We start from the raw sequence: 23,920 nt of genomic DNA on the forward strand, positions 1-23,920 counted from the left end.
ATAAGTGGCGTCCCCAAGGGGATTCGAACCCCTGTTACCGCCGTGAAAGGGCGGTGTCCTAGGCCTCTAGACGATGGGGACGCAGAAATTGGTTTGCAAATCACTGATTTGCTATTTCTGCGTAAGATGAGACCGAGCCTGCGAGGCGAATGGCCTTAGCTTAAACAGAAAGTTTCTGTGTCACTAGGACAACTGAATAGTTAGACTCGATTCAGACGAGCTTTTAATAACACAGCACTTAAAGTAAGTGGCGTCCCCAAGAGATTCGTACTCTTGATAACGTCGTGCATAGATTGCGCGGTGTTCACCGCCCCACTACACATAACCTACTTGAATAAGTGGCGTCCCCAAGGGGATTCGAACCCCTGTTACCGCCGTGAAAGGGCGGTGTCCTAGGCCTCTAGACGATGGGGACGCAGAAATTGGTTTGCAAATCACTGATTTGCTATTTCTGCGTAAGAGGAGACCGAGCCTGCGAGGCGAATGGCCTTAGCTTAAACAGAAAGTTTCTGTGTCACTAGGACAACTGAATAGTTAGACTCGATCCAGACGAGCTTTTAATAACACAACACTTTTAGTAAGTGGCGTCCCCAAGGGGATTCGAACCCCTGTTACCGCCGTGAAAGGGCGGTGTCCTAGGCCTCTAGACGATGGGGACACAAAATGTGTCACTAGGACAACTGAATAGTTAAACTCGATTCAGACGAGCTTTTAATAACACAGCACTTAAAGTAAGTGGCGCCCCCAAGAGATTCGTACTCTTGATAACGTCGTGCATAGATTGCGCGGTGTCACCGCCCCACTACACATAAACTACTTAAATAAGTGGCGTCCCCAAGGGGATTCGAACCCCTGTTACCGCCGTGAAAGGGCGGTGTCCTAGGCCTCTAGACGATGGGGACACATAATGTGTCACTAGGACATTAAATGATAGTTTGACTCATATCGGAGTTAAGGTTACTAAAATAACATGCAAGTACTCGAGACTAACATATTTATTTACTGGCAATTGCTCACTTACTTAGAGTAAGTGGCGTCCCCAAGGGGATTCGAACCCCTGTTACCGCCGTGAAAGGGCGGTGTCCTAGGCCTCTAGACGATGGGGACGCAGAAAACTGCAACCCTAGGACAAACACTATGCAAATCTGGTGGAGCTATGCGGGATCGAACCGCAGACCTCTTCGCTGCCAGCGAAGCGCTCTCCCAGCTGAGCTATAGCCCCGACTTGCATATACACTACCAATTAACCTTGGCTGTGTATCGCTGAGTGCGGGGCGCATTCTATGCAGCCCCCCAAATAAAGTCAACAGTTTTTTATCGATGTTTATTTAAATGATTTAAATTTCAACAAGCTGACTAAATAACAGTCCATCGAGAAGATATTTTAAACACTTTGACAAATATCGATACCTTTTCATGATCAATGCGTGAGTTTGCATTGTCGATGCTCTTACTCGTCAGTGTACGCAGTTATAAAAGGTATACATTTATATGCAAAATAAGATTAAGAAAATATAGCCGTTAAAATAGCACTCTGCCCTACTGGGCTGCTTAACACTTTTAATGCAGCCTAGATTATCTGGTTTCCGAGCCCCTACTATTTATTTGTAATTTGGGCAAACTAGCTATAACCGAGCGATCTTTTCATATATATAAAAAGTGAAATATAAAATTGAGCCTTTTATAGCTTACTTATCATCTAATAAATAACTAAAACTGTGCAATTGTTCATCAAAACACACACAAAGCCCATGTGATTGTTTATAAAAGCTGCACCTAACACATTTTTACTCATTCAAGTGTTGACACATTTACAACTCTATCTATAATAGCGCCCCACAACAACGCAGCAATGAGTTGTTTTAGATATGGGTCGTTAGCTCAGTTGGGAGAGCATCGCCCTTACAAGGCGAGGGTCACTGGTTCAAGTCCAGTACGACCCACCATTATTCACTAATGGTGTTCATATCTAAATTCTTAATGGGTCGTTAGCTCAGTTGGGAGAGCATCGCCCTTACAAGGCGAGGGTCACTGGTTCAAGTCCAGTACGACCCACCATTTACTTTCACTTTACAAAGAAAGTTTAGGTGGTCCTTTCATTAAGAAAATATGCTGTATGTAATATGGGTCGTTAGCTCAGTTGGGAGAGCATCGCCCTTACAAGGCGAGGGTCACTGGTTCAAGTCCAGTACGACCCACCATTTTAAAAATGGTGTTTCATATTACAAAAAATCTAAATGGGTCGTTAGCTCAGTTGGGAGAGCATCGCCCTTACAAGGCGAGGGTCACTGGTTCAAGTCCAGTACGACCCACCATTAAATATATTTAGTGGTGTTCTCATTTAGATTAATCTTCGCGGGTCGTTAGCTCAGTTGGGAGAGCATCGCCCTTACAAGGCGAGGGTCACTGGTTCAAGTCCAGTACGACCCACCATTTACTTTTTGAAGAAAAGAGCATCGCAACTCTTTACAACGGAAAGGCTCGGTGGTTAAGTTCAGTAAACCCCACCATTATCAAATAATGGAATGCGAAGAAAAAGATTATATGGGTCGTTAGCTCAGTTGGGAGAGCATCGCCCTTACAAGGCGAGGGTCACTGGTTCAAGTCCAGTACGACCCACCATTTAATCTTCAAAAATTTATATGTGGGTCGTTAGCTCAGTTGGGAGAGCATCGCCCTTACAAGGCGAGGGTCACTGGTTCAAGTCCAGTACGACCCACCACATATAACACTTCATTTAATACTTTCTTTTTTTATTTCTAAATTAAAAAAGCATCGCCACTCTTTACAAAGCACAGGCTCGATAGTTAAAGTCCAGTACGACCCACCATTACTTTTTAAAGAAAAGAGCATCGCAACTCTTTACAACGAAAAGGCTCGGTGGTTAAGTTCAGTAAGACCAACCATTTAATCTTCAAAAATTTCTATGTGGGTCGTTAGCTCAGTTGGGAGAGCATCGCCCTTACAAGGCGAGGGTCACTGGTTCAAGTCCAGTACGACCCACCACATATAACACTTCATTTAATACTTTCTTTTTTTATTTCTAAATTAAAAAAGCATCGCCACTCTTTACAAAGCACAGGCTCGATAGTTAAAGTCCAGTACGACCCACCACATATAACACTTCATTTAATACTTTCTTGTTTTGTTTCTAAATTAAAAAAGCATCGCCACTCTTTACAAAGCACAGGCTCGATGGTTTAAGTCCAGTAAGACCCACCACATATAAATACTTTCTTTAAAGACTTCATTTTTATCTCTAGCTTCAAAAGCATCGCCACTCTTTACAAAACACAGGCTCAATGGTTTAAGTCCAGTAAGACCTAACACATATAAATATTTAACAGCTTTTCAATACCTGAAATTTAAATACTCAATTAAGCCATTATTTAGCATGAATTATCAGTCCTAATTATACTAAACCTTCAAATTGCCTTGTCAGCAGCTAGACTGTTTATTATAGTCACCTTTAATATCACTCGGTCGCAAGTCGAATGCCTACAAAGATTTTTTCGAAAGCTAAAATATTAATAGTGGAAGAGCAGCCGCTAGCTCAAAGCTACATGAAACAATCTCTTGAAGGGTTAGGTTTTCGTCAACTTCGCTTTGCTGAACACGCAATAGCTGCCAAGGAGCAATGCCAAGTTGAACAGTTTGATTTAATTGTTTGCTCATTTAATTTAAGCAAACACCAAGATGGTTATCAGCTCTATGAAGAGCTAAAAGTAAAACGTTATATTAAAAGTTCAACTGGGTTTATTTTTATCTCAGCAGAGACAAGCGGCTCATTAGTTCATAGTGTATTAGAACTACAGCCCGATGACTTTCTTGTTAAACCATACACAATTTATGAACTCAAAAACCGTATCGAAAAAGTACTCATGCGTAAATACCATTTACAGCGTGTGTACCAACTAATTGATGACGATAACGACTCTAAAGCAATTAAGCACATAGACGAGCTATTACAAAATAAGAGTAATACTTATAGTGCTATTCTGTTACGGTTAAAGGGTAATGCCCTACTCCGCTTAAAGCGTAATGAAGATGCAAAAGCTTTCTTCAAGTCAGTACTCAATATTCAAAAATTTACATGGGCTAAAGTTGGCTTAGTTGAAGCGCTTATCGCGAATAACGAACATATTCTCGCTCAGCGTATGCTCAAAACGATGTTACAACGCAATGAAACTCGCTTAGTCGCACTTGATTTGCTTGGTCGCTTAGAGGTTAAACTAAACCAATTTGACGAGGCTCAAGCTTTCTTCAGTCAGGCTGTTAATATTGCTCCCCGTAATATTTCTCGCCAAAAAGCACTCAGTCACGTTTCCTTACTTAATCATGATTATGAGAAAAATTACCTAACACAAAAAGACATTGCCAATTACGCAAAACACTCTATTCATGATCACCCTGATATTTATTTAAATGCCGCACGCGCAGGCATCGACTTTGCGCTTACCACAGATCAAAGCGATCAAGTTAATCGTATCTCAAGGCAAACTAATCAATATTTAAATGATTTAAAACAGCAGTTTCCGAACAGTAATAACCAAACTCAAATTGATGTTTTAAATGCACGATTACACTACTTAAAAGATGAACATCAAAAAGCAAAAGCACTAATTGAACAGCTTGATGAAAGTGATACGCAAATTCGCTCTGTCGACGGAGCACTTGATAAAGCAAAAGCTTTTCACGAACTTGGCTTTCATAACAAAGCGCAAATGCTTTTTAATCAAATAATTACTCATTGCGAGCGACACCCATCTGTCAGCGATCCTGTTTATGTACGCTATATTCAACAGCAACAAACAGAGCGTCGCGACATCAAAATGGGTCCAAAAGAGTTAAACAATCACGCTGTTTCGCATTTTAATAAAGGTCAGCTCAATGTTGCACTCGAAGCATTTACACAAGCTTTTAGAGTCATGCCTAAAAATGCCAGCATTGCGCTAAATCTATTACAGTGTTTATTTGATAACAATGGACAAGGTCAATCCTTCAACCTTGTACTTGCCAAAAAATGCTACCGCTTGTTGAGTAAGCACACGCTTGAAGATGAGCAAGCCGCGCGTTTTGAAAAAATAAAAGCCCGTGCAGCAAAAATGAACCTACAGCTTACTGATTAAAAACTGATTTACTGGGGCTTCTTTTGAAAACGTATTTAAAACACTTTCTTTTTTTAATCATTTTACTGGGCGGTATTAATACGAGTGCCTCATCAGAGCTGCAACACTGGCAACAAGCAAAGATCAATTGGCAAAGTGAAGCTGGTAGCCATATAAATATATTAGCTGATGAGCAGCCTGCTTTTATGGCTTTAAAGCCATATATTCCTCTATTCGAGAAGCTAACTGGTATTTCTGTCGGCTTTCACCCACTTGAACAATCTCAAATGCGTATTAGACGCCACCAAGATTTAAGTGAAGGACTTGGTTTATATGATGTTCACCCAATGGGAATTACTTTTTTAGGTGAGGCACAAAGTAATGGCTGGATTGAGCCCTTAGCACCTTATTTAGAAAATCCACTCATTACCGATAAAAGTTGGTATCAATTAGAGGATATTAGTGAACGAAGTCTTGCGCTCTGTCGCATTAATGGCGCATTGTATTCACTTCCTTTTGATTTTTCTGCGCCAATCTATTTTTATCGAAAAGACTTATTTACGCGTTTCAATCTTAAAGTCCCCGATACGTATGCAGAACTATTAAAAACAAAAGTAGCATTACAACGCGCTATTGATACTGACCCGCAATTAAAGGGCATGCACGCATTTGCCTCTCGCACCTTGCCTGGTGCAGGGTTAAACACATGGACTATTTTACCCATTATGCGCGCTTACGGTGCACAGGTTATTAATGAACATGGGGAATCTGAGTTTGATAGCCCTGAAACAGAAGATGCCTTAAAGATGTATCGCAATTTAGTAACTGGCTATGGCACACCAGACAATAGCCGGCTTTTACATTTTTATGAGTTGCGAAACCAGTTTAAGCAAGGAAAGCTCGCATCCGCTTTTTTAGCCTCACATTTCTATAATGAAATTGATACAGCGGAAGAATCCGATATTTGGAATAAATGGGAAGCGGCCCCATTACCAGCTGGCCCTGTTGCACGAGAAACCTCTCCTTGGGCTTGGGCGTTTACAATTAATGCTCATTCAAATAATAAAACAGCTGCGTGGTTATTCATTCAATGGGCGACAAGTGAACAAACCGCTTCATTATTAAGTACTGGCGGCTCACCTCCGCGAAAAAAAGTATGGCAAGAAAAACTGTTCACTCTTGTCAATAAACCTGGCTTTAATAACGCTATGCTATGGGTATTTGATCACGCCACACCAGATCGCTTACAAGCGGGCATGGTTGAATTTCCGGTTATCGGAAAAGTCATTTCATATACATTTAGTCAAATCTTTTATGGTGCAGATATTAAAGAATCAATAAAAACCACCCATACTAAAATTAACGTCGATATGAAGCAGTTAACGTCAAATAGAGCGGTTCAACAATGAGGGTCAGTATTGCTCATAAAATTTTGATGATTATAGGTTTTACCATCACCCTAATTTTGGGGGTGAGCACTTCTATGCATGTAGTTGAATTAAAAGAACAGACGTTACTAAACATGAGTGAGAAAGCCGATGCGATCGTTTCACCTATGCTGTCAGAAATCGACAATTTAACAACCGATAACACCATTGGCAGTTGGGTTTTAAAAATTCAGGGGATCACGTTAAAGAACATCTTAAAAAACAATACATTCGATGACCTAGAAACTATATATTTTATTGATCAGAATAACTTTATTGCAGCGCATCCTGACACATCTAAAATTGATACGCTAGAAACAAACCAAATAATACTTAAGCAACTTAATCCAAATCAAAATACCATTGCGTCTTTAGATCAACAATATGCCGTCGCAGTCCCCATTGATAACCATCAAGGTGAAAATATAGGTTACGTTATTGTGACTTTTTCAGACAAAGACTTGGCTCTAAAAACAAAATCAATCATTAGTAACGCAATCTCTTTATTTGCAATTTACCTACTCGCCGCAATGATCATTGCCTATATCATCATCAGGCGAATTATCTTACAACCTGTAGAACAACTTGTAGAGTTTTCTCATGCTGTAACCACAGGTGATTTAAACTGCCCTATCAATATTAAAAGCCAAGATGAAATTGGTACCCTCGCAAGTGGCTTTAAGATGATGCGAGCAGCGGTAAGACAGCAAATCAACAGCATGCATGAACAGCATAGTCAATTAGAAGAAACCATCGCTAAGCGCACACAAGAGTATATTGATGCGAAGGAGCAAGCTGAACAATCTAATCAAGCCAAAAGTCGCTTTTTAGCAAACATGTCACATGAGTTAAGAACACCACTCAACGCGGTGCTTGGGTTTAGCCAGTTACTGCAAGATAGCGAAACAGACAAAAATAAGCGTCGCTACCTAGAAGCAATATCAATTTCAGGTAGTTCATTACTCAATGTACTTAATGATATTCTTGATTTGTCAAAAATTGACGCTGGAAAAATGCAACTTGATATAGATCGCGTCGAGATCCCGACTATCTGTCATGAATTAAACATGATGTTTTTGCAATTAAGTGCCCAAAAAGATCTCGACTTCAAAGTGACAGCTCACCAGGGCTTCAAAACACCGGTATTACTTGATAGCAATAAAGTACGCCAAGTACTGACAAACTTAATCAGTAATGCAATAAAGTTTACCTCACAAGGGCGTGTAGATGTGTATTTCGATTTTAAGCCTCATGATGATGAAAGTCATATAGATATTGCTATTCATGTTAAAGACACGGGTAAAGGTATTCCTAAAGATCAGCAAGATTTAATCTTTAATGACTTTGAACAAGTGCAGGGGCAGCGCAGTTCAGAGTTCGGCGGAACAGGCCTTGGATTAGCAATTTCACTGCGTTTTATTAAACTAATGGGTGGCGATTTATCGGTGCTAAGCGAAAAAGATAAAGGCAGTGAATTTATTGTATCAATTCCTAATATTGAGCTTGCAGAATCAATGGCTGAGGTAGAGCATCGCAACTACCCTGCTCTCTCCAGCTACCACTTTAATCCTGCGCGTATTTTAATTGTCGACGATATCCCCTACAACAGAGATTATTTAGAGTCATTTTTATCACGTTGGAGTTTTACTATCGATACCGCGATAAATGGAGAAGACGCGCTTAAAAAAATAGAACAACAGCAACCGGACTTGATAATCATGGATTTAAAAATGCCGGTAATGGGTGGACTTGAAGCATGTCAGTTAATTCGAAGTGACGACCGTTTTAAACACATTCCAATTATCGCAGTAACTGCATCCTCGTTAAAAGATGAAAAGGCACAATCGAATATTCTAACTGACTATATAATCAGTAAACCAATATACCGAGAGCACCTTATTTTTATTATTGCACAGTACTTGGATTAGTCGCATTTTTTCATGGCAACAGCATTCATACAATAACGTAGACCGCTCGGTGCTGGGCCATCAGGAAAAACATGACCTAAATGCGCATCGCACACATTACAAATCGCTTCAATACGTTGCATTGCGTGGCTGTTATCCGCAATATAGGCAATACTTTCTATGCTGCTTGGTTGCGTAAATGAAGGCCAACCAGTGCCACTGTCAAACTTTTCATCTGCGTCAAACAGCAAATTACCACAGCATACACAAGCGTATTTGCCAGGTTCGAATAAAGTACATGAATCGGAGCTATGTGGGCGCTCTGTTCCTTTTAAACGCGTAACATAAAAAGTATGCTCATCTAACTGTGACTGCCACTCAGAGGAGCTCTTTTCGACTCTGCGCGGCGGAGTGGGATTACCAGTTTGTGCGAACGCTAAAATATCTTGCCAAGTTAACATAAGGCCTCCTCACTATTTAAAGTATGCCAAGACACTACATCAAAAAGCTAAGGCTCGGCAAGCCTTAAGATGTTATTGTAATTTTCTGCCGTTCACGCGCTGATAAAATGATATGAAGGTGTGAAATTATCTCAGCTTTAGAGACACTCAGTACCGCATGCAACCGTTGTGAATTAATGTCTTCGATAACAATACTGCCCTCACCGACACTGATTGTTTTGATTTGCCCTATTAACACAAATTCGGCTTTACGTTTAAAATCAAATAACCCTGCTAGGCTTATTAAAGCAAGCTGATTAACATCTCGCTTAATTAACTCTTCAACTGGGTTTCTGTTTTTAAATAAAGGAGTAACTCGGTATAAAGCAGAGCTTGTAATCACACACCAAAAAATAACAAACAATGAAAAAACAGCACTATGCCACAGTGGTGTGACAAGCCATAAAAGCAGTAAAACGAGCGCAATTGCCACTGAAACTTTAGCTAATAGCTTATTAACACGAAGCATTTTATTCTCCTTTTTTAATAATTGGATCAGGCCAATCATTAAAAAATACGCTGAGGTAACGACTTTTCAGTAAGTACAACAACACCCATAATACAATTACCATTTGACACGCTAGAAACAATGAAAATTGATAATGACTATGCGCTGCTTGATATGTAAGCCAGCCTAAATCAATGATTGCACATAAAATTAATGGCCAACGCATAAAACGCCATATGCTCGCCAGTCGCTTTGCGCTATCAGGGTTGTCTTGTGGTCGTCTTAAACAAAATATAACAGCAGGTAATAAAGCAATGGCGGCAATACCGATAGAAAAAAAGAAATCAGACTTACTGTTAAAAAATAACGACATAATATCTAAATCAGGGCGGCGACTCAGCGCCGCCATAAGCCAAATAAAGTAACTGCGTAAAAGTACTAATAGAGATAAATGAAAAGCTATAGGCGTTCTATATGCTCCGTATTTATCCCAATATTCAGGCCCATAACGCATTACAGTTGATTCTTCCTATCAGCGATAATACCCAATACTAAAAAGGCAGCTGTGAGTGTCAAAGCCAACCATTTTACACCCAACAGCATAAGCAGCTTGCTCAAGTAAGGGGTAATAAATACAACCAATAACCCCATACCGAACCCAGTGACTAACACAAAACACAGAATACGTATAATGAAGTGACGACGTGCCACAAAACGCTTTGTTATTTTAATGATATCGTCCGCATAGAGAGATAAAAAACAAACCACTAACAATAACGAAATATTATATAAGTGAGGCTGCAACCAATGACCTAGAGTTAATGCAAGCGACGACATTGCCTGTAAAAAACTATCCATTGTGTTCACCTAGTAATGCGATTAAGTCGGCTTCAGTTAAAATATCAATTCCTAAGTCTTGTGCTTTAGTCAGTTTAGAACCGGCTTTCTCACCAGCAATTAACGCATCTGTTTTTGCTGAGACACTTCCCGATACTTTTGCACCTAATGCCTGTAAACGCGCTTTTGCGTCATTACGGTTAAGCTCACTTAGCGTACCTGTTAGAACATAAGTCAGCCCTGCTAATGGCTGCGCATCTTCACTTGGAGCACTCAACGCAGGCCAATGAATGCCCTGCTCTATAAGTGCATTAACAACGTCCATGTTATGCTCTTCACTGAAGAAACCACGTACATGTTTAGCAACAATCTCACCAACATCACTGACTTCAGTCAATGCATCAACGCTTGCTTGAGTTATTTTTTCTAGGGTTAAAAAGTGGTTTGCTAAGTTTTGTGCCGTCGCCTCACCCACTTCGCGAATACCTAATGAATATAGAAACTTGGCTAACGTTGTTTGCTTAGCGTCTTGCAATGCGTTGACTAAATTCTTAGCAGACTTAGGTCCCATACGCTCAAGTGATTCAAAATGACCCTGCTTAAGGATAAATAAATCAGCAGGCGTTTTAATCAGTTCACGGTCAACTAACTGGTCAACAATTTTGTCACCTAAGCCATCGACATCAAGCGCTTTACGTGACGCAAAATGCTTAATTGCTTGCTTACGCTGCGCTTGGCAAACTAAACCCCCCGTACAGCGAGCTACCGCTTCGCCTTCAATGCGCTTCACATGCGAATCACAAATTGGGCAAGTAGCTGGAAATTCAATCTCTTTGGCATCGTCAGGGCGGCGCTCAAGTACAACCTGCGTTATTTGTGGAATAACATCACCTGCACGGCGAATAATCACGGTGTCGCCAATTTTAACGCCCAATCGGGCAATTTCGTCACCGTTATGTAAGGTTGCGTTAGACACAGTGACGCCGCCGACAAAAACGGGCTCCAAACGAGCAACTGGGGTAATTGCACCGGTACGGCCTACTTGAAACTCAACATCGAGCAGTTTAGTTACTTCTTCTTGGGCAGGAAATTTAAACGCAATTGCCCAGCGTGGTGCACGTGCAACAAAGCCTAAACGCTCTTGTAGTTTTTTATCGTTTACTTTGATCACCACGCCGTCAATTTCGTATTTTAAGTGTTCGCGACGAACTAAAATATCTTGATAATAGTCGAGCGCGGCCTGTTGACCTTCAACCAGCTTTGTTTCAGGGCAAAGTGGTAAGCCCCAATCCGTCAACTTAGCAAGTTGTTGGTAATGATCTTCCGGTAACTGACCATCAGCAACCAAACCTGTGCTGTAGGCATAGAACATTAATGGGCGTTTTGCTGTTACTTTAGAATCTAGTTGGCGTAAGCTTCCTGCCGCAGCATTACGTGGGTTAACAAATACTTTTTCACCACGCTTTTGAGCTTCAGTATTAAGCTTTATAAACCCAGCGGTATCCATAAATACTTCACCGCGAACCTCAAGCTCTGCAGGTATATCATCACCACGTAACTTAAGCGGCACGTTTCGAATCGTTTTTACGTTCTGGGTAATATTTTCACCGACCATGCCATCGCCGCGAGTGGCTGCTTGGACAAGCACGCCATTGCGATAAATAATTGATACGGCTAAACCATCAAGTTTTGGCTCACAACAAAATGTCAGCTCATTATGATTCATAACACGTTCTTTAATTCGGCGATTAAAGGCTGCAAATTCTTCTTCAGAAAACGCGTTATCAAGTGACAACATAGGTACTCGGTGCGTTACTTGCTCAAATTTATCAAGTGCTGTACCACCCACCTTCTGAGTAGGTGAATCAGGACTTTGAAATTCTGGATTCGCTTGCTCAAGCGCATTTAGCTCTCGCATCAAACGGTCGTATTCTGCATCAGGAATACTGGGTGCATCCAGCACATAGTAATTATGGTTATGCTCTTCTAACTGGGCACGTAATTGAGTAATTTGCTCAAAGATAGGGCTGGACATGAAAACCTCAAAAATCTACATAAAAAAGCCACTTAAACGAGTCATCGCCAAGTGGCCTAAAATACAATAAATGTGCAACGACTATTATGCTGAAAAGCTTCTTACTTTCTCAACATATTCCCTCACACTGTCAACCGTCATTTCTTCACGGTTGCTATTTAAAATAGTTGCACCAAATTCATCGGCAAGTTTCTTTGCCGCACTGTGTAACATATTAAAGGCACTCAAGCCGTCCCCTTCACAAGGTAAGGTCATAAATAAACTTACCCCTGCGGTACTAAATTGTTCCATATTATCAATATCGAATGTACCAGGGTTATACATATTCACTAATCGGAACAACACAGGCCCCGTACCCGCAGGGTCTAAGTGACGATTAAAGAAGCCTTCTTCTGAATATTTGAAGCCAAGCATATTAACAGCAGGTAGCAATTGGCTGCCTTCCATCGATAAACCTTCAGGCATTTGCAAGTGAACAATAATAAAGTCTGTTGGTTGCACTTCTTGCTGCGGCTCATCAGTAACGGATTCAGCCTCTAATGGCTGCTCTTCTACGACTGGTTGCTGCTCCATTTCAGGCTCAAGTTCGCGTGACTCAGTCTCAGCACTAAAGCTTAAATCACCAAATTCAGGTTCATCGCGTTCTTGCACAACAGGCTCAGGTTTATCCGCTACACTTTGCGTCGTTTCGTTAGGTTCTACCCGATCTTGTTGCGTAACCTCTGGATTGTCTTTTTTCCGTACAGACCAAAGTCCGTGTATTAATAAACCACCAATCACAAACACACTGATTACGATTAAAGCCCATCTTAATTCTTCGGCCATCCCCTCACCTTTATTATTTGATCTGCCTAACTAAATTTATGCATGTGCCATTTGCACTGCTTGTTCAATATCTACAGCAACCATCCGCGAAACACCGGGTTCAGCCATAGTTACACCCGTCAATCTACCTGCCATTTCCATGGCAATCTTATTATGACTGATATAAATAAATTGCACCGATTGTGACATCTCTTCTACCAAACGGCAAAAACGACCCACGTTCGCATCATCCAATGGCGCATCCACTTCATCTAGCATACAGAATGGAGCTGGATTGAGCCTGAATATTGAAAACACCAATGATAATGCGGTCAGCGCTTTTTCTCCACCACTAAGCAGGTGAATTGTCGAATTTTTCTTGCCTGGAGGCCTTGCCATGATGCTTACCCCACTTTCAAGTAGATCATCACTGGTCAATTCAAGGTAAGCACTACCGCCACCAAACACTTTCGGGAACAACTCCCCAAAGTCTGTATTTACTTGTTCAAAGGTCGCCTTGAAACGATTTTTTGTTTCTCGGTCGATTTTTTGAATCGCCCCTTCAAGGGTATTTAATGCTTGCGTTAAATCATCAAGTTGCTGATTTAAATAATCGCTGCGCTGTTTAGCCTGCTCAAACTCATCAATTGCCGCTAAGTTCACCGCGCCAAGCTCATTTAACGCTTGCGTGGTTTTTGTAAGCAAAGTTTGCATGCTATTTAAATTGGCTTTGTCAGGCAGTTCTTCAAGTACTGTTTTTAAATTTTGTTGCAGTTCTTCAAGTGGCTCTAAAGCCGCTTGCGCTTTAACGATTAAACTTTGTTCATCCAGTGCCAATGCTTGCAGCTGCTCTTGTAACGTTACCAACTCAGATTGCGATGATTTCAGCGCTGTTTGCTTATCAGCAAGCTCCTTTTTAGCTTGACTCAATGCCGCTTGCAAGTTTTTCAGCTCAACGTCACTTTGTTGATGCTTTTCAAGCAATAGCATAATTTGCTCTGCTACCTCTTCAAGCGGTATCACTAACTCTTCTAGCTGCTCGTTGAGTTCTAATACGGCTTCACTGGCAGCATTTTGCGCTGCATTAGCGTGTTGTAATTTAGTTTCACTCAGTTGACACTCACTGCGAGCTTTTTGTTCGGCCAAATTTGCTTGATGTGCCTGCGTTTTATATTGCTCTAGCAGAGAAGCCACTTGGCGATAGCGGTTATTTGCCTCAGCTTGTTGGTGTTTTGCTTGCTCTAACTGTGTTTCAAGTTCTAATTGCTGTTCTAACAATTGTTCAAGTAAACACTGCTGAGTTTGTTGCTGTTCGTCGGCATTTTGCTTTTGCTCAGCCAGTAACGTTTGACGCTGTTGTAACTTAACAAGCTGGTTTTGCCACTGCGTTTGCTGCTCTAGCAACATATCTCGTCGAGTACTGGCCGATGCAATCTGCTGAGCCGCTTGGTGAATTCGTTCTCTGTATTGCTCTTTGTCGGCGATAAGTGTTTTCTTACGTTCCAAATGCTCATTTAGCAATTGCTGCTTAGTTTCTAATTGCTCGTTGAGCTCTTCATCTAACTGCTGTGCATCACTGAGCTGAGCATGCTTTAAAAGCAAAGAATTGTCAGCGTCTTTATTGGCATCAGTATGAAAGTTACGACCATGCATACAGCCTTGTTCATCAATCACTGCCAGCCAATATGGATCCGATAAAATAGCGTCATCAAAACGGGACTGAAATGCAAACCGTGCTAATAAATCAGGGAAAGCACCCGATTCGATGTAATTTGCTAATGACTCTTTTGGTAACTCAGCACTATTAGTTACAGGCCAAACACTGTTAGGCTCTTTATGCTGACTAACCTTTAAGTGCTCAAGGCCAAGTAGGGCTTGCTCAACTAGCGGCTCAAAGCCAGAAGCCACTTTTAACTGTGCTAATAAAGAGACACTCTCGCTGTTGCTTTGCTCTGATAACAAAGAATTAAGTGCCGCAATGCTGGCTCTATTTTCATTACTGTGCTGTTGAACCCGCTTTAAATCCTGCTCTAAGTGCTGTTGCTCTTTATCCGCGTGTTCTAGATTTTGAGTGAGCTTATTTAGCGCACTTTGTTGCTGCGCAAGCTCCTTCGTCAGTGTTTGAATTTGCTGTTGTTGCTCAGCAATTTGCGCTGCAACTGGGGTGGCTTCAAGCTCACTAATTTCAGCAGTGAGTTGTGCTTGTTGAGATTCAAGTTGCGCAACAGTCTGCGCAAAGTGAGCCTGTTGACTCTTGGCGATAGTAATATCACTGCTATGAGCTTGGTTTTTCTGTAAGGTGCTTTGATATTGCTCATTAGCACTTTGTGTTTGTTGCTGCCTAAAAGCGACTTGTTCTTCAACCTCTGTAACTTGCTCAGCGCACAACAAACTTTGCTCAATCGCTTCTTGTAGCTGCTCTTGTAAAATGGCGGCAGAAGCGTGTTGCTCTTCTTGCAGCTCTTTATTTTGTAACTGCAATTGTTGCTGTTTGATAAGGTTTTGGCTAAGTGTTTGCTGTTGCTGCTTTAAACTGATCTGTTGCTGCTCTTTGCGGGTTAACTCAGTATGAGTTTGATGCTGAGCCTGCTGAGCGTCTTGCAGTTTTTGCTGCTCAAGTTGCACCTGATTTTCAAGGCTTGCTAAAACATCATCATGGCCAGAATGCGCTTCTCTAAAGAACTGAATTTGCTCTTTAAGTTTGTTGATTTGCTCAGCTTTATCGATTTGTTGTTGGTGTAACTTCTGCCACTTTAAAACCGCAATTTGCCCTTTTAAGGTGCGCTCAGTGGCTTTTAATTCTCGGTATTTTTTTGCATCGACTGATTGCACTGCAAGCTTATCGAGCTGTGTTTGCAACTCTTGCCTTACATCAAGCAACCGCTCAAGGTTTTCGCGGGTGCTTTTAATGCGGGTTTGCGTTTCACGACGACGCTCTTTGTATTTCGAAACCCCCGCAGCTTCTTCTAAAAAAACACGTAAATCCGCCGGTTTACTCTCAATTAAACGCGAGATCATGCCCTGCTCAATAATCGCATAGCTGCGCGGGCCAAGACCTGTGCCTAAAAAGATATCGGTAATATCACGTTTGCGGCATTTACTGCCATTTAGAAAATAAATTGATTGACCATCTCGGGTCACTAAGCGCTTGATCGCCACTTGGTTTCGATCAGCAAAGGTATTCGGTAAATGGCCACTGGTGTTATCAAACACCAACTCAACAGAGGCTTGTGAAATAGGTTTTCGATTAGTTGAGCCGTTAAAAATAACATCGGTCATGGCATCGCCACGTAAGTTTTTAGCTGAGCTTTCACCTAGCACCCAACGCACTGCATCAATGACATTTGATTTGCCACAGCCGTTCGGGCCGACAACACATGTCATCTGATCAGGGAATGGGATCTTAGTGGGTTCAACAAACGATTTGAAACCCGCTAATTTTATGGTGCTTAAACGCATCTAATTGTTTTACCGATTTTTATTGTTATTCTTCAATTTAACCCATTTTAGGGTAAAAGGTTAAGCGTGGCGCTTAAAATTATCTAAAATTATACCCGTTGCCATTGCTACATTAAGCGATTCTGCTTGGCCATAAGCCGGAATAGTGATTTTATCAGTAACTAAGCTTTCGCAATCAGTACGTATACCATGCGATTCACTGCCCATTAGTAATACGGCATCTTGCTTGAGAGCGGTTTTGTGAATGTTTTCACCTTCTAAAAATGCACCATACACAGGAAGGTTTAAGCTAGGTAAGTAATTAGTTAAGTCAGTTTGAGAGACACTCACACGAGCAAATGAACCCATGGTTGCGCTGATAGTTTTCGGGTTATAAGCATCCGCACTGTCTGTGCTGGTAACAATATGCTTAATACCATACCAATCAGCAACACGAATAATCGTGCCTAAATTACCCGGATCCGACACGCCATCTAGGGCTAAAATAAGCCCCGATGTAGGTAATGCTTGCTGACTTGGCATATCAACAACAGCAATTGCTGCGTTGTTACTAACGAGCGTACTGGCTTTAGTTAGGCTGTCTTCGTCTGCTTCAATGACTTGATGGGCTGCAAGCGCAGATTGGTGCGCTGTTATAAATGCAGGAGTCGCAAAAATATGAGCAATACTTAAACCACTGTTTAGTAATTCAAGTACATTTTTTTCGCCTTGAACAAGGTACTGGTTATATTGCTTACGGTATTTCTTTTGACCTAATGCACGAATTAGTTTCAGTTGGTTTTTTGAAATCATAACAGCCTCATAAAATGATGCGCTAGTATATCACCAAGGTCACAGATTCTGTACTCGAAAAACCAAGGGAAAAGTGCCAATTGCTTATTCAATCAGCACTTATAAGAGACACTCGCTAATAAGAGGCACTAACTAATTTTTGTCAGCCACTCATTTAACCATGGCTCAGTAACAGGCCAAGGTTCAAAGTCTTCACATGCATCAATTTCTAAACGATGACCAACAGGTTTTGCCTGTAAATCACGAAACAGCTCATCAAAACTGCGACCTGCGCCACAAAACGTATCGCCATAGCTACGGTCACCCATAGCAATAATGCCGTATTGCTTGCCTGTTAACAGTGGGAATTGATCATTCAGTTGGCTGTATAAAGCGACTAAGTTATCAGGAATATCGCCCTGACCCGTCGTTGATGTGATCACTAAAATATGTGACGCTGCCAGCATGTCATCAACCGTGCCATTTTCAACTAATTGCGCTTGATGCTCTGACTTTTCGATAACTTCAATAACTTGTTCGCTTAAACGCTCGGCACCGCCGTAGACACTGCCGACAAAAATACTAATGGTTGCCATAATAATCCTTTTCTTCTGTTGGCCAGCCAAGTTGCTGGCAAATCGTTAACATTGCATCGCCTAATGGCGCTTTAATTGTTATTGGTTGCTTGCTATAAGGGTGCACAAACTTTAATTCAGAGGCAAATAACATTAAACGACGAAGCTGAAAATGTTCTCTAAAAAATTGATTATGCTGATTATCACCATGATTTACATCGCCAATAATTGGCAATGATAAATGTTTTAAATGACGACGAATTTGATGTTTGCGGCCAGTTTTAGGAAAACATTCCACCAGCGAGTAACGAACTGTTGGGTACTTACCAATTGGAATAGGCAAGCTTGCTTGGTGCAGGCAATGAAATTGCGTTTGTGCTTCTTGCGGCGCTTTATCTTGATCTGCAAACTTATCGGCAATTTTATCAAGCTCTTCTTTTAAAGGTTTATCTAAGAAGATTGATTCGTTTAAAAAGCCCCTTACTAACGCTAAATAACGTTTTTCAATTTGCCCATCAATAAATAACTGATTCATGTCACGGGCTGCTTCTGAACTTAACGCAAACAGTAACACACCTGACGTTGGTCTATCTAATCGATGTACAGGAAATACGTGTTGACCAATTTGGTCACGCAGCATTTGCATCGCAAATTGAGTTTCGTGTTTGTCTAAAAACGAACGGTGAACCAATAAACCGGACGGTTTATCAATCGCAATGTAATTTTCATCGCGGTACAGAATCGTTAACTCATCAAATTGTGGCTTATCAATCTCTTGCATCTTAGTCATCACTCAAAAGTTGATCGAGTTTTTGTAAAACGCTAATCACATCATTTCCGCCACTGTGTTGTGCCAGCATCATTTCAGCCATAGGCGCAATTGCAAAATTACGGGGTAAAGGCTGAGCATGTGCAATTAAGGTATGCATTTTTTCAAGAAAAACAAATTGCAGCCATTGCTCAAAAGCCATAGTGTCGTGGCAAAACGGTACTCTAGAATTGAGCGCACTTGGGTCAATTGGTGTTGTTTGCCAAAGTGAATAGCGTTGTAATGTGGATTCTAATTCGCGCAGCAGCGCCAAAGTCTGTTGATGCATTGTAAAACTCTTAATACCTTTTTACTTAGGGAAGGTAAACAGACCCTAGTATACCCTGTTCCAAGGCGCCATGGTATGGCGTATAATTCGCCCCTGATATAGATTAATTACGGTAATTGAGATTTTATGACTGAGCAGATCGCCACTTTAGGGCAACTTCTGGATGCAGCAGGTACCACTTGGCGTGCCTTCGATATTGGCAGACACATCACGAAATTAGACAAAAAACAATTTCTCGCCATTGAAGAGACAAAAATCCCTTACCCATACCCGCTTGCTGGTCATGCTTGGCTTGCTATTCAATTTTGGGATGTAAAAGCGTCTAAAGAACCTTATGTATGGTTTTTAAAATTCCCACTCGATGAGCAAAGCCGCCTAGTAAGCGCAAGCCGCGACCATTTCGCAAATATGGTAATTGAAGCACTTGGTACAGAAATTACCGGTGAAAATGCTGAAGGCAAACTTGATAACAATCCGTATGTATTTACGCCAAACGCCAACAAGCTAGCGGCATTTAATGCACAGGTTAAGTGTTTACTTAAACAAAGTGCTTCACAGTACTACGAATATGCTCAGCTTTATTTTTCAGGCAAACTGGGGTTTGATAATTGGCAAAGTGTTGCAGTACAGGGCATTGCTGATTTTGCGATGCGTTTAGATAACGACAACAACTTAGCGAACCTACAAGCCGCTTGGGGGCAATTACCTGTCGAAGTATTACAGCCGCTCAGTGCTATGCTTGAACATGCTGCAATCGAACCCGTATTTGCAGAGCAATTGTTAGCCTATGGGTTAAACGCCATAGAGCATAAAGACGACATCGCCCTTGTGGCAGCTCTCAGAAGTTTATCAAAAACACCAGCGCAAGGTTTAACAGCGCAACTTGTTGATGCTGTATTGCGCTCTGATATGAACACCCAGTCAGATGTACTATTAACAATTGCAGGGCGTTGCTTTAGTACATTAGAAGACCCTGAACGCTTACATGTATTTATGGATTGCTGTGCACACCACACTGAAATTGAACAACTGTTTGTGAGTATTTTCACCGATTTAGTTGCAATTCCGAGTATTCGCCCTCACTTACTAGGTTTATTAAGACAGGAAAATCGCAGCGAAACACTCGCTCGAGCAATTGGAAGGTTATTTTCGTAAATGGCAGGCTTGTGGACACTCATCATCATTGGCAGCATTATCTACTTTTTTTGGTTAAACAGAAAAGTAGCCGAAGCAGCTAACCTTCATGCACAAAGACAAATTGAGCAGTTAAATGTGCAATTGATGAGTGTTGCTTGCAATAAACGCCGACTTGGCATTTTAAAAAGTGGTAAACCGGGTATTAAAAGTGAGTTTATTTTTGAGTTTTCAAGTGATGGGCAAAGCGTGTATCAAGGCGTTTTGATCATGGAAAATGAATTGCTTAAGAGTGTAGTGATACCACCGCACAAAATTTAAGCTGCGTCTAAACGCAGTAATTTTGATTGCGAAAAATGCAAAGCCCAGAAAGAACTAAGGCGTAGCTACTAGCCACGCCCCAATCTTGCTACTTCCATGATAAAGTGTCCCTACTCTTGCCGAAGCTGCCGTTTTTTTCTATCCCCTGAACGGGTATACATCCAGATACACCCACCATGCAACATCATGTCGCATTTAACACATCCCAGTGCCGTCCTCTTGCCATCAATGGCTATCCACTTCGTTTTCCAAACGCTCCTTTAGCTTCCTGCTAAATAATCCTTTGTTCAATCCTTTTCAACCGCTCCGCGATTGTACTGCATCCTAGCAGTTTCCTTATTCGTCCTTGCTTCCCTTTTAAATTGTCCTTTTGCTTCCTGCTAAGCCTCTTTGCTAAATTGCCAGCGTCCTAATCCTTGGCATCAGTTCACTCATTGAACCTGTGTCGTCTTGACATGATTAAGTTTAGAGGAATAAGGAAATCAGGATAGGTACAAAAAGCAATTTTTTTGCGTTCATATTAAAGTAAGAAAAGAGAATTCTTTTAAAAACATTAAGATAAGTAAAATTGGGTACAAAATTTGAGTGTTTATTCTGATAATACTTACAGCAATGTGAGATAAATCTCACATTGCAATTTCCAAAACGTCCGTTGGTTATTTTGCGCTCTTAAACATAAGGTCACCATTAACCTGATTAAAGCTTAGTGACTTAAATACTTCAAAGCTCTCTGAGGTAAAAAACTCGCGCTGTTCTGGGCGTGTCACAAATACAGCAAGACCCGATGTATTAGGACTGCTTTGTAATAAATCATCAAGCCCTCTTAGTAAATATCGCCCAAGGCCCTGCCCCTGAAAGTGCGGGTCCACGGCAATAAAGGCTAAAAATAAATAAGGTGCTTTTTGCGATAATGCTTCTCGTATTGTGCGCTCTTTTTCAATCAATTGATTGGTTTGCAAATACCCTGCACTAAGCATTAATTTCAAGCGCCAGTGCCAGTAACGTTCGGCTTGAAGTTCACTGTTTGAGTCAAAAACACACGCAACGGCTTTCAATCTTTTTTGAGAGTACAATCCAATTAACGGCTGCTTTTCTTGCCAAAAGCTGGCTAGTTCTTCACGCACAAGGGCTCTGAGCTTACTTTCGTATTTAGTGGGGTTATCTGGTTGGTATCCAAGTACATTCTTTAACACAGGGTCATCATAATAAGCTTGGTAAATAAGACTTGCAGCTATACTGATATCTTCAGCACTGAGGTATTGCACACTGAATGTGTCGTGTTCGGCTATCGTTGTCATACTCATCCTTTATTTGGCTTTATTATTTTTACCACTAGACTATATATATACCTAAGCAAAGCTAAAAACAAATTCAGCGTAAGTTAAACTGACATTCTCCATTATTAATTTTAAGCAGTAATAAATTATCACCATACACAAGGAGCAGAACTATGGATACGACAAAACATGATATTTCAACCCTCTTTGCACAACTTGGTTTACCATGTAAAGAGAGCGAAATAGACGCTTTTATAGCCTCACATCAATTGTCAGATACAACTTTGTTACAGGAAGCTCCGTTTTGGGATGAAGCACAGCAACATTTTCTAGCCGAGTCATTAGCTGAAGATGGTGCATGGAGCGAGGTGATTGACGAATTAGACGCAAGGTTACGCCAGTAGCTTTCGCTCCTTATTTACACACTAATATACCTAGTTTTAGCGTGTAAATAAGGAAATTAATTTCACTCCACCTCTATTATTGCTACCATACACGCGCACTGTGGCCCATATGCTACGGTGCTTTTTAGTCTTTATTAAAGAGTTTATACAAAAATGAATGCCGTTGTATTTGATGCAATTAAAACCCTTCTTGATGAAGGTAAAACCCCAACAGTTGCCCTAACAAAAAGTAAGCTAGCAGAACCTATGCCGATGCCAGTGATCATTGCAGCTGTAAGCCAATATAAAAACAATCCGGATTCAATAAAAAATTTCATTAATAACCCATCAAATGAGAAACTAAGTACACCAAAAGAAAGTCAATTGGATCGTATTGAAGCAAAATTAGATAGGTTATTAGCACTGCTTGAGAAAAAATAATGTTTGTTGTCGATCTGACTTTTGATTGCTACCAAGATACCACCTTAGAGCTTGCCGAGCAGGCAATAAACCGCTTAGTCAATGCGCTTCGTTTTAACGGCCAGATTATTGGTGATGAATTTCCTACTGTTCTAAAAGATGGATTTTTTATCACCCGCGTGATGTGCCCAACCGAAGATGCAATGCATCCTCTTAATAACAGCCCATTTGTAAAACACAGTATTGAGCAATTGCACACTGCGGGCTTACTTGCTCCAAAAGTTAAAGTGATTGGCCAAGACATTCACTCAAATGGCGCAGATATGTGTGATGATCCGTCGTGCTATATTTTATACACCACCTACGTGCATACCTGTAGTCCTGTTTATTGTGGTGATGACTTTTTACCTGTGCCGTTATTTCGTATTCCTGCGATTGCCAATGGTGATTACAAAACACTGATAAAATGGCAAGAAGACTGGCAAGCATGCGATCAAATTCAGATCAATGGTGCAACCCGTTGTGAGTTTCCTGCTCTTGAGGAACTAACCAGTATCAACAGTGATTTATACCGCCGTGGGCGAGATATCACTAAGCGTATTAGCTATCTAACAAAGAAGCCAGTTTATTACTATTTGTATCGCGTTGGCGGCGTCGATAAAGAATCAGAGCTTGAACGTCGTTGCCCTAGCTGTAATGGAGATTGGAGGCTGCCCGAACCATGGTTTGGCTTATTTGATTTTCGTTGCGAGCCTTGTGGCATTGTTTCGAATATCTCTTGGGACTTTCAATAACTTAATAAAGGCAATAACCAGATACATGAAAGGGGCAATCGCCCCTTTTTACTTATTAAGTTTACACCGTTACTTTATCTAAAAACTCACTGATGCTGTTTGCTAGTACATGATGTGGCTTTTTACCCACATACTCTAAGCAAACCTCCCCGCTTTCAACCAGTACAGTAATAAGTAAGTCATCTTGCTCTGTAAGACCCATAAACACCGTTTCTGGCTGCTTTAACTTACGTTTCATGAGTACATGGCCAGTAATATTCTGCTGCAAACGGCTAAAATCGTCTTCATTCCATGCTTGCAGCAACTCAATATGATGATCGTCGATGCGAACTAGCAAGTTTCCTGCATACAGGTGGCCAAATAACACACTCAGCTCTTCAGGAAAATTAAGCGCTAAAGCATTTGCTAAATCATTTAAAGATCCCTTGGGCTGTTGCGGTGCTGCTCGCCATTGAATAAGGCCTTGCTCATCAACATCACCTTGCTCACACGGGCTAGGCCATGCTTCATCATGCTCAATAACAGGTAACCTTCCCGTGCGCTCTAGGCATTTTTCACTAAATGCTTGGTGTAGTTTTTCTAGTTTTAAAGAAACGGACATACTGCGAAACTCATTAGCTTTG

The 23,920-nt window shown here is 41.1% G+C and carries 21 protein-coding genes and 14 tRNA genes; 16 read left to right on the forward strand and 19 right to left on the reverse strand.

The window, feature by feature from the left end:
* Positions 1–5: 5 nt before the first annotated feature.
* The 6 genes from L3V41_RS00745 to L3V41_RS00770 all read right to left on the reverse strand — a co-directional run bounded on the left by L3V41_RS00745 (position 6) and on the right by L3V41_RS00770 (position 1,222).
* Positions 6–81: transfer RNA gene (locus L3V41_RS00745), tRNA-Glu, on the reverse strand.
* Between the two features lie 258 nt (positions 82–339).
* Positions 340–415, reverse strand: a tRNA-Glu gene (locus tag L3V41_RS00750).
* Between the two features lie 167 nt (positions 416–582).
* A tRNA-Glu gene (locus L3V41_RS00755) sits at positions 583–658 on the reverse strand.
* Between the two features lie 168 nt (positions 659–826).
* Positions 827–902: transfer RNA gene (locus L3V41_RS00760), tRNA-Glu, on the reverse strand.
* Between the two features lie 129 nt (positions 903–1,031).
* A tRNA-Glu gene (locus L3V41_RS00765) sits at positions 1,032–1,107 on the reverse strand.
* 39 nt (positions 1,108–1,146) lie between these two features.
* A tRNA-Ala gene (locus L3V41_RS00770) sits at positions 1,147–1,222 on the reverse strand.
* 648 nt (positions 1,223–1,870) lie between these two features.
* Between L3V41_RS00770 and L3V41_RS00775 the strand changes: the two genes are divergently transcribed.
* The 11 genes from L3V41_RS00775 to L3V41_RS00825 all read left to right on the forward strand — a co-directional run bounded on the left by L3V41_RS00775 (position 1,871) and on the right by L3V41_RS00825 (position 8,463).
* A tRNA-Val gene (locus L3V41_RS00775) sits at positions 1,871–1,946 on the forward strand.
* Between the two features lie 36 nt (positions 1,947–1,982).
* Positions 1,983–2,058, forward strand: a tRNA-Val gene (locus L3V41_RS00780).
* Between the two features lie 67 nt (positions 2,059–2,125).
* Positions 2,126–2,201 (forward strand) — tRNA-Val (locus tag L3V41_RS00785).
* 38 nt (positions 2,202–2,239) lie between these two features.
* Positions 2,240–2,315: transfer RNA gene (locus L3V41_RS00790), tRNA-Val, on the forward strand.
* Positions 2,316–2,357: 42 nt separating this feature from the next.
* Positions 2,358–2,433: transfer RNA gene (locus L3V41_RS00795), tRNA-Val, on the forward strand.
* 113 nt (positions 2,434–2,546) lie between these two features.
* Positions 2,547–2,622 (forward strand) — tRNA-Val (locus tag L3V41_RS00800).
* A gap of 24 nt (positions 2,623–2,646) precedes the next feature.
* Positions 2,647–2,722 (forward strand) — tRNA-Val (locus L3V41_RS00805).
* A 208-nt stretch (positions 2,723–2,930) separates the two neighbouring features.
* A tRNA-Val gene (locus tag L3V41_RS00810) sits at positions 2,931–3,006 on the forward strand.
* Positions 3,007–3,494: 488 nt separating this feature from the next.
* Positions 3,495–5,129: a tetratricopeptide repeat-containing response regulator gene (locus L3V41_RS00815; protein WP_062569968.1), complete on the forward strand. Its 1,635-nt coding sequence runs from the start codon at positions 3,495–3,497 to the stop codon at positions 5,127–5,129.
* A 23-nt stretch (positions 5,130–5,152) separates the two neighbouring features.
* Positions 5,153–6,517: a sugar ABC transporter substrate-binding protein gene (locus L3V41_RS00820; protein WP_062569967.1), complete on the forward strand. Its 1,365-nt coding sequence runs from the start codon at positions 5,153–5,155 to the stop codon at positions 6,515–6,517.
* 74 nt (positions 6,518–6,591) lie between these two features.
* Positions 6,592–8,463 carry an ATP-binding protein gene (locus L3V41_RS00825; RefSeq protein WP_237127014.1) on the forward strand — a complete coding sequence of 624 codons (1,872 nt, stop codon included), beginning with the start codon at positions 6,592–6,594 and terminating at the stop codon, positions 8,461–8,463.
* Here the strand turns inward: L3V41_RS00825 and msrB are convergent.
* From msrB to L3V41_RS00880, 11 genes are all read right to left on the reverse strand, one after another.
* Positions 8,460–8,903 carry a peptide-methionine (R)-S-oxide reductase MsrB gene (msrB, locus tag L3V41_RS00830; RefSeq protein WP_062569965.1) on the reverse strand — a complete coding sequence of 148 codons (444 nt, stop codon included), beginning with the start codon at positions 8,901–8,903 and terminating at the stop codon, positions 8,460–8,462. The two genes, L3V41_RS00825 and msrB, sit on opposite strands and share 4 nt — an antisense overlap.
* Positions 8,904–8,967: 64 nt before the next feature.
* Positions 8,968–9,411, reverse strand: coding sequence for a hypothetical protein (locus L3V41_RS00835; RefSeq protein WP_237127015.1), 444 nt, complete (start codon positions 9,409–9,411; stop codon positions 8,968–8,970).
* Position 9,412: 1 nt separating this feature from the next.
* The gene (locus tag L3V41_RS00840) at positions 9,413–9,904 is read right to left on the reverse strand and encodes a DUF2919 domain-containing protein (protein WP_062569963.1); all 492 of its coding nucleotides are present in this window, start codon (positions 9,902–9,904) and stop codon (positions 9,413–9,415) included.
* The gene (locus tag L3V41_RS00845; protein ID WP_062569962.1) at positions 9,904–10,248 is read right to left on the reverse strand and encodes a DUF3392 family protein; all 345 of its coding nucleotides are present in this window, start codon (positions 10,246–10,248) and stop codon (positions 9,904–9,906) included. Before L3V41_RS00845 ends, L3V41_RS00840 begins: the two co-directional genes overlap by 1 nt.
* Positions 10,241–12,262, reverse strand: a complete 2,022-nt coding sequence (gene ligA / locus L3V41_RS00850) for an NAD-dependent DNA ligase LigA (RefSeq protein ID WP_237127016.1) — start codon at positions 12,260–12,262, stop codon at positions 10,241–10,243. Before ligA ends, L3V41_RS00845 begins: the two co-directional genes overlap by 8 nt.
* Positions 12,263–12,346: 84 nt before the next feature.
* Positions 12,347–13,087: a cell division protein ZipA gene (gene zipA / locus L3V41_RS00855; RefSeq protein WP_237114236.1), complete on the reverse strand. Its 741-nt coding sequence runs from the start codon at positions 13,085–13,087 to the stop codon at positions 12,347–12,349.
* Positions 13,088–13,123: 36 nt separating this feature from the next.
* Positions 13,124–16,525: an AAA family ATPase gene (locus L3V41_RS00860; RefSeq protein ID WP_237127017.1), complete on the reverse strand. Its 3,402-nt coding sequence runs from the start codon at positions 16,523–16,525 to the stop codon at positions 13,124–13,126.
* Between the two features lie 60 nt (positions 16,526–16,585).
* A complete protein-coding gene (locus tag L3V41_RS00865) occupies positions 16,586–17,317 on the reverse strand; it encodes an RNA methyltransferase (protein ID WP_062569958.1) in 732 nt (243 codons plus the stop codon).
* A gap of 128 nt (positions 17,318–17,445) precedes the next feature.
* The gene (locus tag L3V41_RS00870; RefSeq protein WP_237127018.1) at positions 17,446–17,892 is read right to left on the reverse strand and encodes a flavodoxin; all 447 of its coding nucleotides are present in this window, start codon (positions 17,890–17,892) and stop codon (positions 17,446–17,448) included.
* Complete coding sequence (gene truC, locus L3V41_RS00875; protein ID WP_062569956.1) at positions 17,879–18,652, reverse strand: tRNA pseudouridine(65) synthase TruC; 774 nt, start codon at positions 18,650–18,652, stop codon at positions 17,879–17,881. The genes L3V41_RS00870 and truC overlap by 14 nt, the downstream gene beginning before the upstream one ends.
* Position 18,653: 1 nt before the next feature.
* The gene (locus L3V41_RS00880; RefSeq protein ID WP_237127019.1) at positions 18,654–18,968 is read right to left on the reverse strand and encodes a YqcC family protein; all 315 of its coding nucleotides are present in this window, start codon (positions 18,966–18,968) and stop codon (positions 18,654–18,656) included.
* 126 nt (positions 18,969–19,094) lie between these two features.
* On the opposite strand from L3V41_RS00880, the gene L3V41_RS00885 reads away from it, so the two are divergent.
* Both L3V41_RS00885 and L3V41_RS00890 read left to right on the forward strand, forming a co-directional pair.
* On the forward strand, positions 19,095–20,123 hold the full coding sequence (locus L3V41_RS00885; protein ID WP_237127020.1) for a DUF3549 family protein: 1,029 nt from the start codon (positions 19,095–19,097) through the stop codon (positions 20,121–20,123).
* Complete coding sequence (locus L3V41_RS00890; RefSeq protein ID WP_062569953.1) at positions 20,124–20,423, forward strand: DUF3301 domain-containing protein; 300 nt, start codon at positions 20,124–20,126, stop codon at positions 20,421–20,423.
* Positions 20,424–21,079: 656 nt separating this feature from the next.
* Here the strand turns inward: L3V41_RS00890 and L3V41_RS00895 are convergent.
* Positions 21,080–21,721 carry a GNAT family N-acetyltransferase gene (locus L3V41_RS00895; protein ID WP_062569952.1) on the reverse strand — a complete coding sequence of 214 codons (642 nt, stop codon included), beginning with the start codon at positions 21,719–21,721 and terminating at the stop codon, positions 21,080–21,082.
* A gap of 152 nt (positions 21,722–21,873) precedes the next feature.
* Here L3V41_RS00895 and L3V41_RS00900 point away from each other — a divergent pair, with 152 nt between their 5' ends.
* The 3 genes from L3V41_RS00900 to L3V41_RS00910 all read left to right on the forward strand — a co-directional run bounded on the left by L3V41_RS00900 (position 21,874) and on the right by L3V41_RS00910 (position 23,297).
* The gene (locus L3V41_RS00900; RefSeq protein ID WP_062569951.1) at positions 21,874–22,104 is read left to right on the forward strand and encodes a DUF2789 domain-containing protein; all 231 of its coding nucleotides are present in this window, start codon (positions 21,874–21,876) and stop codon (positions 22,102–22,104) included.
* A gap of 153 nt (positions 22,105–22,257) precedes the next feature.
* Positions 22,258–22,524 carry a hypothetical protein gene (locus L3V41_RS00905; RefSeq protein WP_062569950.1) on the forward strand — a complete coding sequence of 89 codons (267 nt, stop codon included), beginning with the start codon at positions 22,258–22,260 and terminating at the stop codon, positions 22,522–22,524.
* The gene (locus tag L3V41_RS00910) at positions 22,524–23,297 is read left to right on the forward strand and encodes a Zn-ribbon-containing protein (protein WP_062569949.1); all 774 of its coding nucleotides are present in this window, start codon (positions 22,524–22,526) and stop codon (positions 23,295–23,297) included. The genes L3V41_RS00905 and L3V41_RS00910 overlap by 1 nt, the downstream gene beginning before the upstream one ends.
* A gap of 61 nt (positions 23,298–23,358) precedes the next feature.
* On the opposite strand, the gene syd is transcribed toward L3V41_RS00910, so the two are convergent.
* Positions 23,359–23,898, reverse strand: coding sequence for a SecY-interacting protein (syd, locus tag L3V41_RS00915; protein WP_062569948.1), 540 nt, complete (start codon positions 23,896–23,898; stop codon positions 23,359–23,361).
* Positions 23,899–23,920: the final 22 nt, after the last annotated feature.

This window comes from Pseudoalteromonas sp. L21, assembly GCF_021728035.1.
GTDB classification, from domain to species: Bacteria; Pseudomonadota; Gammaproteobacteria; order Enterobacterales; family Alteromonadaceae; genus Pseudoalteromonas; species Pseudoalteromonas arabiensis.

Bases quoted from the DNA above. Each gene is read 5' to 3' on its own strand.
- L3V41_RS00905 (WP_062569950.1), top strand. From the start codon at position 22,258: ATGAATGCCGTTGTATTTGATGCAATTAAAACCCTTCTTGATGAAGGT.
- L3V41_RS00835 (WP_237127015.1), bottom strand. From the start codon at position 9,411: ATGCTTCGTGTTAATAAGCTATTAGCTAAAGTTTCAGTGGCAATTGCG.
- L3V41_RS00885 (WP_237127020.1), top strand. From the start codon at position 19,095: ATGACTGAGCAGATCGCCACTTTAGGGCAACTTCTGGATGCAGCAGGT.
- L3V41_RS00865 (WP_062569958.1), bottom strand. From the start codon at position 17,317: ATGATTTCAAAAAACCAACTGAAACTAATTCGTGCATTAGGTCAAAAG.
- L3V41_RS00870 (WP_237127018.1), bottom strand. From the start codon at position 17,892: ATGGCAACCATTAGTATTTTTGTCGGCAGTGTCTACGGCGGTGCCGAG.
- L3V41_RS00815 (WP_062569968.1), top strand. From the start codon at position 3,495: ATGCCTACAAAGATTTTTTCGAAAGCTAAAATATTAATAGTGGAAGAG.
- truC (WP_062569956.1), bottom strand. From the start codon at position 18,652: ATGCAAGAGATTGATAAGCCACAATTTGATGAGTTAACGATTCTGTAC.
- syd (WP_062569948.1), bottom strand. From the start codon at position 23,898: ATGTCCGTTTCTTTAAAACTAGAAAAACTACACCAAGCATTTAGTGAA.
- ligA (WP_237127016.1), bottom strand. From the start codon at position 12,262: ATGTCCAGCCCTATCTTTGAGCAAATTACTCAATTACGTGCCCAGTTA.
- L3V41_RS00890 (WP_062569953.1), top strand. From the start codon at position 20,124: ATGGCAGGCTTGTGGACACTCATCATCATTGGCAGCATTATCTACTTT.
- L3V41_RS00840 (WP_062569963.1), bottom strand. From the start codon at position 9,904: ATGCGTTATGGGCCTGAATATTGGGATAAATACGGAGCATATAGAACG.
- L3V41_RS00910 (WP_062569949.1), top strand. From the start codon at position 22,524: ATGTTTGTTGTCGATCTGACTTTTGATTGCTACCAAGATACCACCTTA.
- L3V41_RS00895 (WP_062569952.1), bottom strand. From the start codon at position 21,721: ATGACAACGATAGCCGAACACGACACATTCAGTGTGCAATACCTCAGT.
- L3V41_RS00845 (WP_062569962.1), bottom strand. From the start codon at position 10,248: ATGGATAGTTTTTTACAGGCAATGTCGTCGCTTGCATTAACTCTAGGT.
- L3V41_RS00880 (WP_237127019.1), bottom strand. From the start codon at position 18,968: ATGCATCAACAGACTTTGGCGCTGCTGCGCGAATTAGAATCCACATTA.
- L3V41_RS00860 (WP_237127017.1), bottom strand. From the start codon at position 16,525: ATGCGTTTAAGCACCATAAAATTAGCGGGTTTCAAATCGTTTGTTGAA.
- L3V41_RS00825 (WP_237127014.1), top strand. From the start codon at position 6,592: ATGCATGTAGTTGAATTAAAAGAACAGACGTTACTAAACATGAGTGAG.
- zipA (WP_237114236.1), bottom strand. From the start codon at position 13,087: ATGGCCGAAGAATTAAGATGGGCTTTAATCGTAATCAGTGTGTTTGTG.
- L3V41_RS00900 (WP_062569951.1), top strand. From the start codon at position 21,874: ATGGATACGACAAAACATGATATTTCAACCCTCTTTGCACAACTTGGT.
- msrB (WP_062569965.1), bottom strand. From the start codon at position 8,903: ATGTTAACTTGGCAAGATATTTTAGCGTTCGCACAAACTGGTAATCCC.